The organism is Grimontia sp. SpTr1 (genome assembly GCF_947387585.1).
GTDB classification, from domain to species: Bacteria; Pseudomonadota; Gammaproteobacteria; order Enterobacterales; family Vibrionaceae; genus Enterovibrio; species Enterovibrio indicus.
The window spans coordinates 102,884-120,533 of the sequence record NZ_CANDOD010000016.1; the positions used below are offsets into that span (position 1 = coordinate 102,884).

A 17,650-nucleotide genomic window follows, 5' to 3' on the forward strand; every position below is an offset into this window, starting at 1 on the left:
TTAGAGTGAAAACTCAAAATTTTGATGTGCGGCAGAAAACCGCGTCTGGATTAAATGAGGAAGGCGCTGTTCAATCAGGCTTCACCCGCCAGATGCTTTAGAAAACGAAGCTGTTGGCGTTCCTGATCTGAGGGTTGGTAGGGCGCGTCGCTCAGTGAATCCGTACTCAACTCGCCAAGTTCAATTTGCCCAACCTGACTCACACCATATTGGGTTTCTTCACCGGGACGGCCTGACATGCGCTCCAATTGCAAATCTTTCAGGGTAAAGGTGCCGCTTTGACCGCCAAACACGGATTGGTGCGCTTTCAGAATGATTTCGCCCTCGCCTTCACTGAGCTTTTTCTTTTCGGTAAGAACAGCAACAGGAGTGCCATCTTCCCGGTATAAATTGGCACGAAGACGATAAATGCCGCCCTGTTTCGCATCAATGGTGACAGGTATCATCCAGTCAGCCTGCTGGGTAAAAGTGGGCTGTGCGCCTGTCACATACGCCACAGGATTGGCATAACTGATATCCGCCGTCAGTACATCGCTGCCGCCCTCGAAGCGAACCGTCACTTTCAGTCTAAGCTGGGAAGACGCGCTTTCGTCAGGCTGCATTTCACCCAAAGCGTCCTCGCTACGGCCACTCGCTACCTCCGCACGACTGGCGATATCCAACAAGGTATACCGCATGCCGAGAACCGGCAGGGCACTTTTCACTTTGAAGTGAACAGGTTCCGGATAAAAAAACCGGTATTTATCGAGCGACAAGACGGCGGATTCTTTGCCATCCAACACGGGCATTTCAACTTCGGAAAAACGGTTTGGCGTAAGATAAGGGCTATCGGCTGATAAGATTGGCTGTGAATACGGAGGGTAATGCAGTTCTTGCTCAAAGGTCTGCGCGACCAAAGAAAATTGCGCTGTCATGGCTTCAGGCACCTCGACTACGGGTAACGGCTCCTCCGGCTCAACAGCAGGGTTTTCTTGCTTGGCTAATGGCAAAGGCTGCGTGATTGGCTCAGGCACAGACGGATTTTCATTTTCCGGCAACGCCGCAGCAGTATCCTGCTTGGGCGTACCTTCTTCGTTATCGCCAAGCAACCAAAAGCCCAGTCCTGCAAGTGCCAATGTTATCAACACAGTCCCCGCTTTTTTCATTCATGCATCCTTATTTTAACTGCCAAACCCCCAGGGGCTTAGAACCGGAGGAGCTAAGCCCCTCCGGTCACGCTTATCGCAGGTTAGCCACCAGCTCAGACATGGTGTGGTTTTCAGAGCCATTCACGTAACGAAAATACGCCCAGCTCCACCAAGACCAGGAATCAGAGGTACTCACTGAAACCTGTGTACCATCTCCTAAAGACACACGGCTGTTCGCTGCAGTCACTTTTCCTTGGTGAACATCACCAATCACGCCCCCATGCGTATAACCGCTGCCCATTAGCATTGGGTAGTGCTGAGGCATAAAGCTCGATACACCACGGGATTGACTTGCCAACTTGCCATCATAGGCGACAGAGCGGGAGCAGCTGGAGAAACTGCCTACTGTGCTGGAGCCGCAGGTGGAATGGGAAGCGACAACGCCATCATCGTGCCCCGGCAGGAAAGGCGACGTGACGCCAAGATACTCGCTCGAATCCCCGGTAAATCGGATGCGTGGTACACGGCCATCCGGGAATGGGGCGATCTGTCGGGCATTTGCCACTTTCAGGTCATTCAGCACGCCAGTATTACTGCTATTTGGCATTTCACCCAGCCAAAGTGATATTGCAAATTGCAAGGTTGTGTTTAAAACACCACCACCCTCTGCAATATTAACGGCCATATCTGCGAGCTCAGAACCACCGCCTGCCCCGGCAAAATCAAACGTAGAAATAATATTTAAAGGCTGTAAACCTTCGTTTAAAAGCCAATTTTCCTGATTATCTAAAATATAGCGCGTGACCAGATCTCCGGTAGAGTGAGTCACAAAAATACATCCGTTGACACAAGTATTACTTTGCGCAAGTTGTTTTAATTTTGGCCAGGCATAATCGCTGGCAATTTTCCCTGCGACGCGCTCATGGGAAGGCCAATCGATTCTTACATCGGCATGGGTATTCCAATACTGTGCCCAGTATTGCTCTCCATCAGCCCTGACCTCTGTAGGACCCGGCCTTGCAGAGAGTTGAGAGGGTTGTAAACCATGAACCAGCACCACTGGATGCTGGCCAATGGCGGCTGTTGCCTGAAATGAGAGAGCTGCTGTTGCTAGTGAGAACATTGCTATCGTTTTTATCATTTTAACCACCCTTTTGTATTGGTCTCGCTCAGCGTAGGGCAGAATGAAAATTATAACAATTCGTTAACATAGATCTCGCTCTCGTTATTTAATAAACAACATAAAAAGTTATTTATAAGTGTAATAATGAGCGACAACCTTTGTATAAATGCGACAAGAAAGCTGGATTGCATAACACCTAACCTCTCTCCTTTATTTTTATTTGCCCATAAAAATCCCCTTTATGATTTAAATCAAATCAATTGCATAAACCTGCTTATTAATATTTTTATCACTTTTTCCGGACAATATAGATCCTCTGAGTCAACAGATCGGATTTACGCCGTGTTGCACTTCGAATCATGATATGAAACCGGACTCTATGCCGCGCTTGCATCCTTCTTGGTCGTATACAAGCAATCCCGAAGTCGTAATTAAATAATTTTCCACATAGAAACAGGGTCATTATGCAGGTATACCCAAGCAAACTGCTGGCTGCAGTGTGGGCGGGTTGGATGCTAATTGCTTGGACTGACGTTCAAGAGAGCCTCGGTATGATTGGTACTTCACTAGGGAAAGAAGATGACTAAAGTGCCCGCACAACGCATTGATAATGCGCTTATTGACCGCAACGCCGTGAAAACCATGCTGGAAAGACGTATCCCCGACCACACGTTGGAGCAGCCGTTTTACAACAGCGAAGCCCTGTTCCAGATAGATATGGAAGAGATCTTTCACAAAGAATGGATTTTCGCTGGCATGAGTTGTGAGCTGCCAAAACGCGGCAGCTACATCACGGTCGATATTGGTCTTAGCCCTGTCATCATCCTGCGCGATAACAAAGACGAAATCCGTGCTTTCCATAATACCTGTCGTCACCGCGGCTCGAAGATCTGTCTGGCCGCTAAAGGCAAAACACCAAAACTCGTCTGTCCGTATCACCAATGGGCTTACGATTTGGACGGTTCACTGGTCTACAACGGCCAGGACATGGATGAGAGCTTTGATCGATCTACCCATGGATTGGCGTCTGTACATTGCCAGGTTGCTGGCGGCTATATCTTTGTTTGCCTTGCCGAAACAGCACCACCCATTGAAGACTTCGTGAAAGACATGGAGTACTACCTGGAACCGCACGATCTCTACAATTCAAAAGTTGCGGTACAAAGCGAAATCATTGAGAAAGCCAATTGGAAACTGGTAGTGGAAAACAACCGCGAATGCTATCACTGTGATGGCTCCCACCCGGAGCTCCTGAATTCGTTGTTAGAATGGGACGACAACAATGATCCCCGCGCCACACCAGAGTTCAAAGCGTTAGTCGAGAAGCAGCAAAATTTCTGGTCTGGTATGGATATCCCTTATCAATATCAAATGCGTTACGAAAACCGTAACCGCATTGTTCGTACCCCGTTAAAAGAAGGTACCCACTCCATGACAATGGATGGTCAGGCCGCCAGCAAAAAGCTCCTCGGCCGTATTACCTCTCCGGATCTTGGTGCCTTACGCATTCTGCACCTGCCAAATTCCTGGAACCACGGCATGGGCGATCATCACATCGCGTTTCAGATCCTGCCAATCAGCCCGCAGGAAACCAAAGTGATAACCCGCTGGTTGGTGCACAAAGATGCTGTCGAAGGCGTCGATTATGATCCGGAAAACCTTCGCCATGTCTGGGATGCGACCAATGCGCAGGACAGAACCTTGTCTGAAAATAACCAGCTGGGCGTAAATTCCATGGGCTATCAACCGGGTCCCTATTCCAAAACCTATGAATTCGGGGTGATCAACTTCGTCAACTGGTACTGCGAGCGCATGAAAGAAAATCTGGGTTAGAACCAGTGAAGAAATGGGGTGAGTCGGGGTGGTGCATTCAGGTAAGTGTATGTCGTGCCTGTGTAATCTAAAACCCTGAATCCACCCCACAATCGCAGCAGGAAACCGCGAAAAATCTTAGGGAAAATCACTATGAACGAACTGGAACCCTTAACCGAAGACAGCCTGAACCCGGTCAATACACAGACCTGGGCAAATGGCCGCCATGTCGTGCGCTGCGTTAAGGTGATTCAGGAAACACATGATGTAAAAACCTTCTGCTTTATGAGCCAGACACCCATCATGTTTTTCTTCAAGCCAGGCCAGTTTGTGACCTTGGAGCTGGAGATTGGTGGCGAGCAAATCATGCGCAGCTATACCATGTCGTCCTCCCCTTCAGTTCCGTACAGCTTTTCAATTACGGTGAAACGGGTCAAAAATGGGTTGGTCTCTAACTGGCTTCACGACAACCTTCGGGTGGAAGATGAGATTGCCGTTCATGGTCCTGTAGGCAATTTCAACTGCATCGACTTCTCTACCGACAAAGCGCTATTCCTCTCTGGCGGCGTTGGCATTACGCCCGTCATGTCGATGGCCAGGTGGTGGTACGACACCAACAGTTTGGTCGACATGAAATTTGTCCATAGCGCTCAAACCCCAAAAGACATCATCTTCAAGAAAGAGCTCGAACTGATCGCGTCACGCATCGACAATTTCGAGCTCAGCATTATCTGTGAACGCTACGACATCGGCGAAAGCTGGCACGGCTATCGCGGCTTTCTGACTCAGCAAATACTCGAACTCATCGCACCGGATGTCCTTCAGCGCGAGGTCTACTGTTGTGGCCCCGAGCCTTACATGAGAGCCGTGCGCGCCATGCTTAAAGACATCGGCTACGACATGTCGCGTTACCACGAAGAAAGCTTCGGTGAGACACCACCGGAAGCCATTGAAGATGCAGAAGAGTCTGCAGAACTGGCGCAAATTGCGGATGAGCAGCCACAAGCTGGATTCTGCGTGGAATTTATTGATGAAGGCATGTCCGTCACGGTGACCGAAAACGAAACCGTGCATGCTGCCAGTACCAAGCTGGGCGTACAAATTCCTAAAGCTTGCGGCATGGGGATCTGCGGTTCGTGCAAAGTGAGGTTACTGTCAGGGAATGTCAATATGGAGCACAACGGCGGGATCAGCGACGAAGAAATTGAAGAAGGCTACATTCTCAGCTGTTGTAGCAAGCCCCTTGATGATGTGTCGATTGAGACCTGAAGCCCCAATATCCCCGCCAACTGATTGATACCAAAGAAGCTCCTTTACGGAGCTTCTTTGTTTTTATCACCATACGTACAAGATTTCAGACACAGAGCCTGCCTAACACAACCATTACCGAACGCTAACAAAACTCAGTAGGTTATGAACCAAAGTGTACTTACCAAGACGCCATATTAACGAGGTGGCTTGGCACAACTGCTGCAGCAAACACCCAATTTAATAACTCCAATGGAAATAGGAGATAGAGAAATGACTATGTTCAAAACACTGATGTTAACCTTCGCAGTATTTTTCTCAGGCCTGGCACTCGCCAGCGACACCGCTACTGACTGCTCGGAAGGTTCTGAAGCCCCAGAGTGTCAGGTAAAGGATGACAGCAGCACTAACTGATCGTGCTGGGCAGCGCTGTGAATTCTGCTTGTTTCCCCTAGCGCTGACATATCCTAAAAAATGACACGCCAAAAGAAAGGCCAGTGATCACTCACTGGCCTTTTTGTTTTTTCCTGTTGGGCTTATGAAAATTTGACTGTAGAAGAACTACTTATCGAAATTTTCCGCCTTGTTCTCGAGCATTTTTCCTGCGCTATTTCTGGTCACCTACTTACTGTGATTGGTATTAGTCGCGCAGGTAAATCATCCAATACCAAATACCAACAAACAAGCCACCGCCTATGATGTTACCCAAGGTCACAGGCACTAGGTTGTTGATGAAGAAATTGGTGAAAGTCAGATCCGCAAAGTCTGCCACGTTCATGCCTGTCATCGCCCAGAAAGACTCTGGCGCAAAGTACTTGATACCAATCGCCATCGGCACCTGGAACATGTTCGCAATGCAGTGCTCAAAACCTGCTGACACAAACATCGCCACCGGCAGAATCATCACCAGTATCTTGTCGGTCAGGGTACGGCCTGAGTAGGTCATCCATACCGCGATGCACACCAGCACGTTACACATAATGCCGAGTGCCACCGCCTGGAAAAAGCCATGGTGCAATTTGTGCTGCGCGATGTTCATGGCGTTAATACCCACTTGTCCGTTGCCGAACATGTATTGCTGAGCGATCAGCATACAGATCACCAGCAGAATCGCACCAATCAGGTTGCCGCCGTATACCACCAGCCAGTTCTTAAACAACGCGCCCCAGGTAATCTTACCACTGGCTCGCGCCACCAAAGTGAGTACCGAACTCGTGAATAGCTCGCCACCGGTAATGATCACCAGGATTAACCCCAGACTGAATGCCAGACCACCAACAAAGCGCGTCATACCCCAAGGCATGTCACCAGCACCAGTGGTCACTGTCGTATAGAAAATGAATGCAATACCGATATGAATACCGGCGGATATCGCCAGAAGGAACGATTTGAACGGGTCTTTGGTTGCTTTCGCTACACCAATTTCTGCAGCACGCTCCGCGATCTGCGGCGGTGGCAGAGAGTCAAACTGAGTAAAGTTCATGGTTAATAGCACTTAGTGTGAACAGGGAGGGCGCGGATAATCTCTCCATTTGCTTACTTTTTCAAGGGGAAATTAATATCTCACTTTTAATGCACAAAATGCCCAGATAACGTTCAAGAAGATAGTGTCAAACCCTTTGTTGGCGTAGCCTGAACCCTAAAGTGAATTTTTGAGTTAATTCGCAATAAGTCTCTTGGGCGATGAAATCATCACAAAGACGTAACACAATTCACTTTCAGGATTTCTATAACCGACAATTCTGCAGGGAAAAGTAGGGTTGTCTGCAAATATCACCCTGAATTTTAATGATTTGCCATCATATTTAGGCAGTAAGGTCTTTTGACCATAGTGGACAGGGAGAGAGTCAGTCTGTGTTAGCGTATTTACTGCGACGGTTATTGCTCGTCGTTCCCACATTTCTTGGCATCACATTAGTGATCTTTGCCATCACCCGATTTGTGCCGGGTGGGCCCGTTGAGCGCATGCTTGCCCAATCCCAGTTTATGGAGGAAGGGTCGGCGCAAACCCAGAGTTTTCAGGACAACTCCTCGCTGGATGAATATCAGCTTGAAGAGCTGAACGCCTTCTATGGCCTCGACAAGCCTGTGATGGAAGCATATTGGGAATGGCTGAACCGTCTGTTGGTGCTGGACTTTGGTGAATCTACCCGCTACTACGAACCCGTACTGGATATGATTATCGAGCGGCTTCCCGTCTCCATGTTCTACGGCGGCATGACTTTCCTGATTGCTTATTTGGTCTCTATCCCTCTCGGCTACTACAAAGCTGTTAAGCACAACACCGCCTTTGATAACGCTTCTTCCGTGCTGATTTTCGTCGGCTATGCCCTTCCAGGCTACGTGGTCGGCATCCTGCTATTGAGTGTTTTCTCCTTCCACCTCGACTGGTTCCCCATGGGTGGATTTACCTCTGATGACTTTGACGATTTAGAGTCCAAAGGCGAGATGATTAAAGACGTGCTCTGGCATGCTGTGCTGCCACTGATTTGTTACATCATCGGTGATTTCGCCACCCTGACCATCACCATGAAGAACAACCTGATGGAGAACCTCTCCGCCGATTACATCCGTACCGCCATAGCTAAAGGTCTGCCATTTAAAGACGCGGTGCGTAAACACGCGATGCAGAACAGTTTGATTCCTCTGGCGAGCCATTTTGGTAACTCGCTGTTGTTCTTCCTGACCGGCTCCTTCCTGATCGAAGTGGTGTTCAACATTGATGGCATTGGCCTGCTTGGCTATGAAGCCATTATGGAAAGGGATTATCCGGTGGTGATGGCCATTGTGGCACTTAACGCCGCCATGCTGCTGGTGGGTAACATCGTTTCAGATATCTGTGTGGCACTCGTGGATCCACGAGTAAGGTTTGGTGAATGATGATGGCTCTCAGCCCACTGACGCAAAAGAAGATCAAACGCTTCAAGGAAATCAAACCGGGTTACTGGTCTTTCATTGTCCTCTCTACCCTATTACTGCTTTCCCTGTTTGCTGAGTTTTTCATTAATAGCAAAGCCCTGATGGTGCGCTACAACGGAGAGCTATTCTTCCCTGTGGTCAGCGATGTGCGCCTCGGCACCGAGTTTGGACAGGATTACCAAAGCGAAGCCAATTACCGTGAACTTCAAGCGCTGTTTGAGGAAGAAGACAAAGGCAACTTCGTCATCATGCCTTTGGTGCCTTGGAACCCGTATGAGCAGGACTTTATCGAAGGGGAATTCCCACCGTATGCGCCAAGCGTGGAATCCCAGCATTACCTCGGGACTGATGTGATTGGCCGTGATGTGCTGGCGCGCCTGTTTTATGGCTTTCGCATCGCCATGATGTACGCCCTCACCACCATGACCATCTGTTTTGCGATTGGTACCGTTGTTGGCTGTGCCATGGGCTTTTTCGGTGGCAAATTCGACCTTATCAGCCAGCGCTTTATTGAAGTCTGGTCGATGATCCCCTTCCTCTACGTCATCATGATATTGGTCTCGATCACCAAGCCCACCTTCACCCTCTTTGTCGCCATCAACGTCATATTCGGCTGGATGGGGATAACCTGGTACATGCGGACCATGACCTACAAAGAATCCGCACGGGAATACGTGATGGCCGCGAGAGCACTCGGCGCGTCTACCACACGTATCCTGCTGAAACATATTCTGCCTAACACCATGGTCATGGTGATCACTCTGGCACCCTTTACCATTGTGGCTAACATAACCGCATTGACCGCGCTAGATTATCTAGGCCTTGGTCTTGCGCCACCAACACCGAGCTGGGGAGAGTTACTGCAGCAAGGTAAGTCAAACCTCGACAGCCCATGGATTGTCACCTCAGTAGTCACCGCCACTGTGCTGGTGCTCACCATGGTGACCTTTATTGGCGATGCGGTTCGCGCTGCATTCGACCCGAAAAAATTCACCCGTTATGTCTGACAAGGAAGTGACCATGTTTAAATTGACCACACTCGCCGCTTTAAGCGCACTCGCTTTCACCGCGCAAGCCGCCGAACTTCCTGCCAACCTTAACTGGCAGACAAACTGGGACGATCCGGTATTTGCGTCTGACAAAGCCAAACGTGGCGGAACATTGCGCACTCACCTCGCCAGTTTCCCGCTTACGCTGCGTACCGTTGGGCCAGACTCAAACTCAGGCTTACGCACTTACTTCCTCGATGAAGTGCCGGGACTCGTCACGCGCCACCCTGATACCTTGAACTGGATACCTGACATTGCCACCGAATGGGCATTTGCTGGCGACAACAAAACGGTCTATTTCAAACTCAATCCAGATGCAAAGTGGAACGACGGTAAAGCCATCACGGCAAGCGATTTCGAATTTATGCTCACGTTTTACCGCTCCAAAGACATTGTTGCGCCCTACTACAACGACTACTACACCAACACCATTGCCGATGTGGTGAAAATCGACGACCACACGCTTGCCGTTAGTACGGTAGAAGAGAAAAATCAGGAAGAGTTAATGCTGACAGTCGGAGGCCTGAACCCCAAGCCAGCGCACTTTTTCAGCCGAGGTAAAGACAAAAACGGCGACGGTATGGACGACGACTATGTCCGTAAGTACAACTTCAAAGCAGAGCCGACAGCGAGTCCATACTTTGTCGACAAGATTAAAAAGGGTAAGAGCCTGACGCTGAAACACGTCGGTGACAACTGGTGGGGTTACGAAAACAAGTACTATCAGAACCGCTATAACGTCGACAAAATACGCTTCACAGTGATCAGAGACCAGGATCTTGCCCGCCAGCACTTTGAAAAAGGCAAGCTGGATGTCTTTGAGCTGACCTTGCCAGAAGTATGGCATGAAAAGACAGATGGCGAAGTCTACCAAAAAGGCTATGTTCATCGTTTCTGGGGCTTCAACGAAGTACCTCAAGGTGCCGGGGGATTGTGGCTCAACACCGCTCAGCCGTTATTGGGTGACATCAATATCCGACGCGGCATCATGCATGCTACGGACATGGACGGTTTGATTGCAAAGATGATCCGCGGAGACTATTCCCGTAAGCCACACGCCACAGGATCAGGTAACGGAAAATACTCTTGGGAAGGAGCAACGCCACCAGCCTTCGATGCCGAGTTAGCGATTTTCCATTTCACGAAAGCGGGCTTTGACAGCGTCGGTGGTGACGGTGTGCGCGTCAACGACAAAGGAGAGCGCCTGTCTTTCGAGTTGGTCTACCCATATCCATCCTGGACACCACGCATGGCTTATCTCAAAGAGCAAGCGAAACTGGCCGGACTCGATTTCCAACTCAAATTGATTGATGGTGCTACCGGCTTCAAATACATGTCGGAGAAAAAGCACCAATTAGCCTTCATCAATATGGGTGCAAAAGAGATCCCTGGGTATTGGGAGTACTTCCACTCTGAAAACGCGAATAAGCCGCAAACCAATAACTTCAATAATTTCAGCACACCAGAGCTGGATGAATTGATCACCCAATACCGCTCTGAGTTTGACCTGACCAAAAAACAGCAACTGGCTCATGAAATCCAACGCATTATCCAAGATGCGTCTGTCGTCGTACCAAGCTACATCCTGCCATGGAGTCGTCAAGGCTACTGGCGCTGGATGCAGTACCCAGAAAACCCGATGCAGAAAAGAATGGATTACCTGTTCACCGTTGGCCGCATTTATGGCTTGAGCACCTTCTGGATTGATTCAGATGTGAAAAAAGAAACGCTCAAAGCCATGGACGAAGGCAAAGCATTTGAACCCGTGACAGTGATTGACGATCGCTACAAGCGATAAAGGCAGGAAAGATGACGGAACCGGTTCTCAGCGTCCGCGGATTAGAAACAGAATTCACCACCGATGACGGCGTGGTGAAAATTCTCCACGGCGTGAATTTCGATGTCATGGCAGGCCGAACCCTAGGTTTGGTCGGTGAATCAGGCAGTGGTAAAAGTGTCACCGCTATGTCCATCATGGGCTTGCTACCCAAGCCTTATGGGCAGGTCACCGCCGGCGAGATCTTCTATCGCGGCACCGATTTAGTCAGCTTGCCGCCGGAAGAGATGTACCAAATGCGCGGTAACCGGATTTCCATGATTTTTCAGGATCCGATGACCGCGCTGAATCCGGTGCATTCCATTGGCAAGCAGCTAACCGAAGTACTCGCGCTCCACAATCCGGAGATGAGCAAGAAAGCGCAACAGGCTGCCGCCCTTGAAATGCTGGAAAAAGTCAAAATTCCGATGCCGGAAAAACGGCTCAATGAATACCCGCATAACCTTTCCGGCGGCATGCGACAACGTGTGATGATTGCGATGGCATTGGCCTGCAGACCCGACATTCTGATCTGTGACGAGCCGACCACCGCGCTGGATGTGACCGTTCAAGCCTCCATTCTCGACTTGATGAATGAACTGCAGGAAGAAACCGGTATGGCGATGATATTCATCACCCATGATTTGGGCGTAGTCGCGGAAATCTGTGACGACGTGGCGGTGATGTATGGCGGAAAAATCGTTGAAAACGCTGACGTGTTCGATCTGTTTGACCACCCTCAGCACCCATACACCAAGCGCCTGCTCGGCCTGATGCCGGATTTGACCACCGAACCCAAGCAATTGATCGATATCCCTGAGATCGACCCTGCGCTGTTTCCGGAATTTCGAGGTTAACCATGGAAGAGTTGCTAAGAATAGATAACCTTTGCAAACACTTCGTTTCCGGCAAAGGCATTTTCAAAAAGGGCTATACCATCAAAGCGGTGGATGGCGTTTCTTTCAGCGTGAAACGTGGTGAAACCCTTGGCTTGGTGGGCGAATCCGGCTGTGGGAAAAGCACCCTTGGGCGCACTATTCTCAAGCTTTATGAGCCGACAGGTGGCAAGATTTTCTTTGAAGGCAAAGACATCACCGACCTCAGCCCCCGCGCCATGCGTCCGCTTCGTAAAGAGATGCAAATCGTGTTTCAGGATCCGCTGGAATCCCTTAATCAGCGCCACACTGTGGGCATGATTCTGGAAGAGCCTTTCGAGATCCACAACATCGGCACCCGCGCAGAGCGCAAACAGTGGGTCGAAGAACTCTTGGTCAAAGTTGGCTTGCCCGTAGAAGCTGCTAGTCGCTACCCTCACGAGTTCTCCGGCGGGCAGCGTCAGCGCATTGGCATTGCACGAGCAATTGCGCTCAAACCTAAGCTGCTCATTTGTGACGAATCCGTCTCCGCACTGGATGTATCTGTGCAGGCACAAATCCTGAACCTGCTGTTAAAGCTACAACAGGAAATGAATCTGGCGATGATTTTCATCTCCCACGACCTTTCTGTGGTCCGTCAGGTGTCGGATAACGTCGCGGTGATGTATTTCGGCAACATGGTGGAATACGGCAATGCAAAAGCGCTGTATGCCGACCCGCAACATGAATACACCCAAACACTGCTGTCGGCAGTGCCAGTGAATCACCCGAGAAACCGAAAGAAAAAGCGGCCTGCCGAAGCCACCAGCTAATACCAATCGTAGTGAGTATCTGCTACCTACTGTGATTGGTATAAAAACCAAAAGCCCTGTCCGGAAACAGGGCTTTTTCTTATTCATCAACAGGCTGCGTTTACCACATCAGATCGTCAGGGATCTTGAAGTCTGCGTATGGATCGTCCTCACCCATCGCCTGCTCATCCACCGTATTATTCAACACGATCGTGTTTTCATCTCGCTGAACAATTTTGTCCGCCACTACACCTGGGACAATCGCGTAACCTTCACCGTCGCGGGCAATTGCCAAGCGACCATTCACCAGTTGGTCTTGGGTCGATTTGTCGACGTAAATCTTCTTCACCAGCGTACCGTCAGTGAAGTTGTAGCCGATATCGCCGTCTTTGCGGTCAATCTTGTTCATCTCGACCAGTTGCTTCACCTGCGCGGCAATCGCCTTTTTCTCAGCTTCCTGCTGCTTCTGGCGGTTCAACTCCTGATCTTGCGCGACCTGCGCGGCGCGTTTTTCTTCAACAGCGGCTTTGGCTTCTTTTGCCAGCGTGCGCGATTTCTTCGAGCTCTTACCGGCCTTCTTCATTTTCTTTTTGTCGATAAGACCAGCTTGAAGCATCTGCTCTTGTAGGGATAGTTTTGCCATGTTGACTCCGTAGCGGGCGCTATTTTCCCGAATTAATGGCCGAATCATACCATTTAAGCCAGATTCGGCGCACTTCCAAACGGGTTAAACACCCATTGCTGACACTTGCGCTTTCACCTGAGCAAACGGATAAGCTGCGAGCTTGCCGAACCCTTCCATTTTCCCGGCGCGTAAACGTCCAGTCAGTGGCGTGGTAATGCCACACAGGAATCTCGTCGCCGCCTCTGCCGAGACTTGTGTGCCGTCTTTCGCGGCGGTGTCAAACAAAGGCTGAAGCAAACGCTGTAACTCCGCAGCATCCAGTTCTGCCTGAGCGCTGGCTTTTGGCAGTAGCGCAACATTGCCACGACACACAGAGCAGTGCCCACATTGCATTGGCGCGTGTTGGTCAGCGAAATACGCTGCCAATCGATGGCTCAAACAGGTCTCGGTTTCAAACAGAGACAGCATGGCTTCCACACGGTTGATTTCCGACGCTTCTTTGGTGAGGAAAAGTTGATGCATCTGCTCGCTCAACTGCGCTGCCTGCTCGCCCTGACATGCCTCAAGCTGAGTAATGCGATAAACGTCCATCATCTGCTTGCTTTCAAGCTCTATCCAGCCTTTATCTGCAAAGTAATCCAATGCAGTGACAGCGCGCTTTCTTTCCGCGCTGTAGCCTTGCCAAAGCGCATCAAAGTCCACGCTATGCCAGGTGCGCGATTTTGGTGAGCATTGGAAAATCGCCTCGACAAATTGTCTTCTCTCGCCTTCAAACTGGTTCAATACCTGTTCAGGCTCCACCAGCATTTTGAAACGGTAATCGGCGAAGTAACTGAACTGCGGCTCGATGATGCCCGCAAGCTCGAGGTAAACCAGCAAGGTTTTGAGTGGCAACTGGCGCACATTGGATTCTTTGGAAAGGCGAGTCAGCATGACTTCCCACGGTTTACCCGCGGGTGTCGAACCAATCTCATCAATCACGGCGCGAATGGCGATCAAATCCGGCGTGTCACCATACACGAAGTTTTCCAGCACGCTCACTGATTGGCGATTGGCCAGCACCGAGCAGACAGAAGGCAAACCATCACGCCCTGCCCGTCCGATTTCCTGACTGTAGTTCTCTACTGATTTCGGTAAATCGTAGTGAATCACCGCACGTATATCGGCTTTATCTACGCCCATGCCGAATGCAATCGTCGCCACAATGCAGTTGATTTCACCGCGCATAAAAGCGTTTTGAATGCGCTGGCGATCATCGCTCGCCATACCCGCGTGGTAAGCCTGCGCGGCAACGCCAGCGGCCCTGAGTTTGCCCGCCACACTCTCGGCGGTTTGCTGCAAAGTGACATAAACAATGGTGGGCTGAGGAAGCGCCACGCTCTGCATCAAGCTAAGCAACGCTTCGTCTTTCTCTTGTTCCGCACAAGGAAGCACGTTGAGGTCTAAATTCTGACGATAAAAACCCGTTACCTCGACGTTCTCAGGGGCGATGCCGAACTTATTGCGCATGTCTTCGATAACCTGCGGCGTTGCCGTCGCGGTGAGAAGCAGTACTTGAGGAATATTGAGCTGGGTGCGGTAAGCCGGCAGCTTCAGGTAATCAGGGCGGAAGTTATGCCCCCACTCTGAAATACAGTGTGCTTCGTCCACCACCAGCAGAGAAATCGGTACCGAGGAAATAAACTGACGGAAGCGCTCGTTCTTCAGACGCTCGACGGAAATCATCAGGATTTTGGTTTCACCTGCTTTCACCGAACGCATCACTTCGCGCGATTCGTCATAAGTCAGGGAAGAATCAATCGAGGCGGCGGCAATGCCCTTTCCGCGAAGAAAATCGAGCTGGTCTTTCATCAGCGCAAGTAGCGGAGAAATCACCAAAGTCAGGTGAGGAAGATGAAGCGCAGGAAGCTGATAACAGAGAGATTTGCCCGAACCTGTTGGAAAGATTGCCGCTGCAGAGTGCCCCACCAATACCCTTTCGACCACATTCTGCTGACCACCGCGTAAGCCTTCAAAACCAAAAACCGTTTGGAGTGTGTTCAAGTATGCATTCTTTGCTTGCGTCGGGGTTTGCATCATGTACCTCATGTCATCGGGTCAGTTCTGCGAGCAGTCTACACTGCGCAACCCCATGCTTCGAGTGCAAACACCGTTTAGACCGAGCACGCTCCGGTTTCGGGTGAAAACCAATCAAGCAGCATCATCCACTTGCTAGAAAAACGCATAAAAATCATGCCAAGACTGAGGAAGCTATCACCAAAACTTCCACCATGGCTTTTTGATTTCAAAAGTGAAAGTCGCTTCTGACTCATGGCTGCCCGAAAGCACCACGGGCAGGCCATTGGCAAAGACATCTGAACAATCTTCATCATGCTTGAACCCCACCAGCGTGCTAGCAAGTGCAAGAGGGACTTCAAAGACATGGTCGACATCTGCCGACTCACCACCATCTTCTTCCTGATCGGCCAGATACTGCACTTTCAACGTCTCAAATCTCACAGGCAATTGCCCTTCTGCAGTCAGGTTCAAACGGCTTTCTTGAGCATCATGCTTCACCTGCCAACGCTTCTCGCCAGCGAACCAACACTCGGCGGAAGACACCATGACATGCTCCTCTACCGAACAGGCGATAGCCATGCCGATTCGAGAAAGATCAGCCAACGACTCTTTGGCAATGATGAGGTTGTTCGCCCCCTGACCAACCACCAAATACCAGTCATCCCGCAAAGCAACGCCTGCTAAGGCAGATTCAAAATACTCGTCGGTTTCTGTCGTTGCCGTGAATCCCAACGTCTCCAATACTGCATCTTGGTTTTCCGTTTTAACCGCCACCCAGGAAAGTGAAAAGCCCATTTCTTATCCTTCAGAAAATTCGATGAGGTAATACCCAAGCAACCTGAAGATGCTCACTTTCAGATTGTTTGGATATAGACTCAACACAATAACAATGCGCCACGCCCGATTTTGTCTTGTCTATATGCCACACCAGGAATTTCTGTGGCTATCCGCAACACAGAGAGCATAAATGGGCGTAAACCTGTAACCACACTTTCTATCCGTATTTAGCCTTATCTTGCTTCGCTATACTTCAACCGCTCAACTAAGGAAGCTCTGGATTTACGCTCCAGCTCGCTAAATGGAAGATAAAATGAATCAATACGTTGTATGCGCACTCTACAAATTTGTGCGCCTTGAAGATTATGTGGAACTCCGTGAGCCATTGAAGGCGTTAATGGAGAAAAATGACATTCGCGGCACCTTGCTGCTGGCGAACGAAGGGATTAACGGCACCGTCGCCTCCACGCGCGAAGGTATCGACACCCTGTTGGCATGGCTGAAGAAAGACCCTCGCCTTGCTGATACCGTCTATAAAGAGTCATTCGACGAAAACCAGCCATTCAACCGCACTAAAGTGAAACTTAAGAAAGAGATCGTCACCTTGGGTGTAGAAGGCATCGACCCACGCCATGTGGTCGGCACCTATGTGAAACCTGAAGACTGGAACGAACTGATTTCCGACCCCGAAGTGTTTGTGGTGGATACCCGCAACGATTACGAAATCGAAATCGGCACCTTCAAGAATGCGGTGAACCCAAAAACCGACACTTTCCGCGAGTTTCCGGAATACGTCGCCCAAAATATGGACCCAGCCAAACACAAGAAAGTCGCCATGTTCTGTACAGGCGGGATTCGCTGTGAAAAGTCGACTGCTTACATGAAAGAGCAAGGCTTTGAAGAAGTTTACCACCTGGAAGGTGGCATTCTGAAATACCTCGAAGAAGTGCCTCAGGAAGAAAGCCTTTGGGAAGGCGATTGCTATGTATTTGATGGCCGAGTGGCAGTAAACCATCAGCTCGAAAAGAGCAGTTACGCAATGTGTAACGCCTGCCGTTTGCCTATCACTGAAGAAGACATGCAGTCTGAAGCGTTCGAGCAAGGCGTCAGCTGCCCTAAGTGCATCGACAAACACACCGACGAGCAAAAAGCCCGTTTCCGTGAACGTGAGAAGCAAGTGCAGCTCTCAAGGGCGCGCGGCGAAATTCATGTTGGTGGCGAAGCTGACCAAATCATTACCCAGCGCAGAAATGAAAAGCTGGCGAAAAAGGCAGAGCAGCGGAAAGCAAAGTAAGGCTGCTTGAATGCCCCGAAAAAATCCCCTCAGCGGAAACGCGAGGGGATTTTTTGATGGTTTAAGTCAGCATCTGCTCAGATTTTCAACATGCCACCCTCATACTTATTCCACTAATTAGGTTGATTTATGGCTT

General features: G+C 49.9%; 16 protein-coding genes. 10 read left to right on the forward strand and 6 right to left on the reverse strand.

Annotated features, from left to right (window positions below; genetic code table 11):
- Positions 1–74 precede the first annotated feature (74 nt).
- Both QL223_RS19845 and QL223_RS19850 read right to left on the reverse strand, forming a co-directional pair.
- Positions 75–1,145 carry a hypothetical protein gene (locus QL223_RS19845; protein WP_281545729.1) on the reverse strand — a complete coding sequence of 357 codons (1,071 nt, stop codon included), beginning with the start codon at positions 1,143–1,145 and terminating at the stop codon, positions 75–77.
- 73 nt (positions 1,146–1,218) lie between these two features.
- Positions 1,219–2,268: a hypothetical protein gene (locus tag QL223_RS19850; RefSeq protein WP_281545730.1), complete on the reverse strand. Its 1,050-nt coding sequence runs from the start codon at positions 2,266–2,268 to the stop codon at positions 1,219–1,221.
- 446 nt (positions 2,269–2,714) lie between these two features.
- Between QL223_RS19850 and QL223_RS19855 the strand changes: the two genes are divergently transcribed.
- From QL223_RS19855 to QL223_RS19870, 4 genes are all read left to right on the forward strand, one after another.
- On the forward strand, positions 2,715–2,837 hold the full coding sequence (locus QL223_RS19855; protein WP_255350072.1) for a hypothetical protein: 123 nt from the start codon (positions 2,715–2,717) through the stop codon (positions 2,835–2,837).
- Complete coding sequence (locus QL223_RS19860; RefSeq protein ID WP_281545731.1) at positions 2,830–4,083, forward strand: aromatic ring-hydroxylating dioxygenase subunit alpha; 1,254 nt, start codon at positions 2,830–2,832, stop codon at positions 4,081–4,083. The genes QL223_RS19855 and QL223_RS19860 overlap by 8 nt, the downstream gene beginning before the upstream one ends.
- A gap of 132 nt (positions 4,084–4,215) precedes the next feature.
- The gene (locus tag QL223_RS19865) at positions 4,216–5,331 is read left to right on the forward strand and encodes a hybrid-cluster NAD(P)-dependent oxidoreductase (protein WP_281545732.1); all 1,116 of its coding nucleotides are present in this window, start codon (positions 4,216–4,218) and stop codon (positions 5,329–5,331) included.
- Between the two features lie 252 nt (positions 5,332–5,583).
- Positions 5,584–5,724 (forward strand): hypothetical protein, encoded by a 141-nt coding sequence (locus QL223_RS19870; RefSeq protein WP_002540901.1) that lies wholly within the window; start codon positions 5,584–5,586, stop codon positions 5,722–5,724.
- 226 nt (positions 5,725–5,950) lie between these two features.
- Here the strand turns inward: QL223_RS19870 and focA are convergent, their stop codons facing one another.
- A complete protein-coding gene (gene focA, locus QL223_RS19875) occupies positions 5,951–6,793 on the reverse strand; it encodes a formate transporter FocA (protein WP_281545733.1) in 843 nt (280 codons plus the stop codon).
- 371 nt (positions 6,794–7,164) lie between these two features.
- Between focA and QL223_RS19880 the strand changes: the two genes are divergently transcribed.
- From QL223_RS19880 to QL223_RS19900, 5 genes are read left to right on the forward strand one after another with little or no spacing between them, the layout of a single operon-like run.
- A complete protein-coding gene (locus tag QL223_RS19880; protein ID WP_063856835.1) occupies positions 7,165–8,190 on the forward strand; it encodes an ABC transporter permease subunit in 1,026 nt (341 codons plus the stop codon).
- A complete protein-coding gene (locus tag QL223_RS19885) occupies positions 8,190–9,236 on the forward strand; it encodes an ABC transporter permease subunit (protein WP_281545758.1) in 1,047 nt (348 codons plus the stop codon). The genes QL223_RS19880 and QL223_RS19885 overlap by 1 nt, the downstream gene beginning before the upstream one ends.
- Before the next feature lie 13 nt (positions 9,237–9,249).
- Positions 9,250–11,076 carry an extracellular solute-binding protein gene (locus QL223_RS19890; RefSeq protein ID WP_281545734.1) on the forward strand — a complete coding sequence of 609 codons (1,827 nt, stop codon included), beginning with the start codon at positions 9,250–9,252 and terminating at the stop codon, positions 11,074–11,076.
- An 11-nt stretch (positions 11,077–11,087) separates the two neighbouring features.
- Positions 11,088–11,951 carry an ABC transporter ATP-binding protein gene (locus tag QL223_RS19895; RefSeq protein ID WP_281545735.1) on the forward strand — a complete coding sequence of 288 codons (864 nt, stop codon included), beginning with the start codon at positions 11,088–11,090 and terminating at the stop codon, positions 11,949–11,951.
- Between the two features lie 2 nt (positions 11,952–11,953).
- Positions 11,954–12,781 (forward strand): ATP-binding cassette domain-containing protein, encoded by an 828-nt coding sequence (locus QL223_RS19900; protein WP_082111467.1) that lies wholly within the window; start codon positions 11,954–11,956, stop codon positions 12,779–12,781.
- A 100-nt stretch (positions 12,782–12,881) separates the two neighbouring features.
- On the opposite strand, the gene QL223_RS19905 is transcribed toward QL223_RS19900, so the two are convergent.
- From QL223_RS19905 to QL223_RS19915, 3 genes are all read right to left on the reverse strand, one after another.
- Complete coding sequence (locus QL223_RS19905; RefSeq protein ID WP_281545736.1) at positions 12,882–13,403, reverse strand: DUF2058 domain-containing protein; 522 nt, start codon at positions 13,401–13,403, stop codon at positions 12,882–12,884.
- A gap of 84 nt (positions 13,404–13,487) precedes the next feature.
- Positions 13,488–15,464 carry a RecQ family ATP-dependent DNA helicase gene (locus tag QL223_RS19910; protein WP_281545737.1) on the reverse strand — a complete coding sequence of 659 codons (1,977 nt, stop codon included), beginning with the start codon at positions 15,462–15,464 and terminating at the stop codon, positions 13,488–13,490.
- A 174-nt stretch (positions 15,465–15,638) separates the two neighbouring features.
- Positions 15,639–16,238 carry a hypothetical protein gene (locus QL223_RS19915; protein WP_281545738.1) on the reverse strand — a complete coding sequence of 200 codons (600 nt, stop codon included), beginning with the start codon at positions 16,236–16,238 and terminating at the stop codon, positions 15,639–15,641.
- 295 nt (positions 16,239–16,533) lie between these two features.
- On the opposite strand from QL223_RS19915, the gene QL223_RS19920 reads away from it, so the two are divergent.
- Positions 16,534–17,514, forward strand: coding sequence for a rhodanese-related sulfurtransferase (locus QL223_RS19920; RefSeq protein WP_281545739.1), 981 nt, complete (start codon positions 16,534–16,536; stop codon positions 17,512–17,514).
- Positions 17,515–17,650: the final 136 nt, after the last annotated feature.

What these genes read in the sequence shown, in the direction of transcription:
- QL223_RS19845 (WP_281545729.1), bottom strand. Translation starts at nt 1,145, where the DNA reads ATGAAAAAAGCGGGGACTGTGTTGATAACATTGGCACTTGCAGGACTG.
- QL223_RS19850 (WP_281545730.1), bottom strand. Translation starts at nt 2,268, where the DNA reads ATGATAAAAACGATAGCAATGTTCTCACTAGCAACAGCAGCTCTCTCA.
- QL223_RS19855 (WP_255350072.1), top strand. Translation starts at nt 2,715, where the DNA reads ATGCAGGTATACCCAAGCAAACTGCTGGCTGCAGTGTGGGCGGGTTGG.
- QL223_RS19860 (WP_281545731.1), top strand. Translation starts at nt 2,830, where the DNA reads ATGACTAAAGTGCCCGCACAACGCATTGATAATGCGCTTATTGACCGC.
- QL223_RS19865 (WP_281545732.1), top strand. Translation starts at nt 4,216, where the DNA reads ATGAACGAACTGGAACCCTTAACCGAAGACAGCCTGAACCCGGTCAAT.
- QL223_RS19870 (WP_002540901.1), top strand. Translation starts at nt 5,584, where the DNA reads ATGACTATGTTCAAAACACTGATGTTAACCTTCGCAGTATTTTTCTCA.
- focA (WP_281545733.1), bottom strand. Translation starts at nt 6,793, where the DNA reads ATGAACTTTACTCAGTTTGACTCTCTGCCACCGCCGCAGATCGCGGAG.
- QL223_RS19885 (WP_281545758.1), top strand. Translation starts at nt 8,190, where the DNA reads ATGATGGCTCTCAGCCCACTGACGCAAAAGAAGATCAAACGCTTCAAG.
- QL223_RS19890 (WP_281545734.1), top strand. Translation starts at nt 9,250, where the DNA reads ATGTTTAAATTGACCACACTCGCCGCTTTAAGCGCACTCGCTTTCACC.
- QL223_RS19895 (WP_281545735.1), top strand. Translation starts at nt 11,088, where the DNA reads ATGACGGAACCGGTTCTCAGCGTCCGCGGATTAGAAACAGAATTCACC.
- QL223_RS19900 (WP_082111467.1), top strand. Translation starts at nt 11,954, where the DNA reads ATGGAAGAGTTGCTAAGAATAGATAACCTTTGCAAACACTTCGTTTCC.
- QL223_RS19905 (WP_281545736.1), bottom strand. Translation starts at nt 13,403, where the DNA reads ATGGCAAAACTATCCCTACAAGAGCAGATGCTTCAAGCTGGTCTTATC.
- QL223_RS19910 (WP_281545737.1), bottom strand. Translation starts at nt 15,464, where the DNA reads ATGATGCAAACCCCGACGCAAGCAAAGAATGCATACTTGAACACACTC.
- QL223_RS19915 (WP_281545738.1), bottom strand. Translation starts at nt 16,238, where the DNA reads ATGGGCTTTTCACTTTCCTGGGTGGCGGTTAAAACGGAAAACCAAGAT.
- QL223_RS19920 (WP_281545739.1), top strand. Translation starts at nt 16,534, where the DNA reads ATGAATCAATACGTTGTATGCGCACTCTACAAATTTGTGCGCCTTGAA.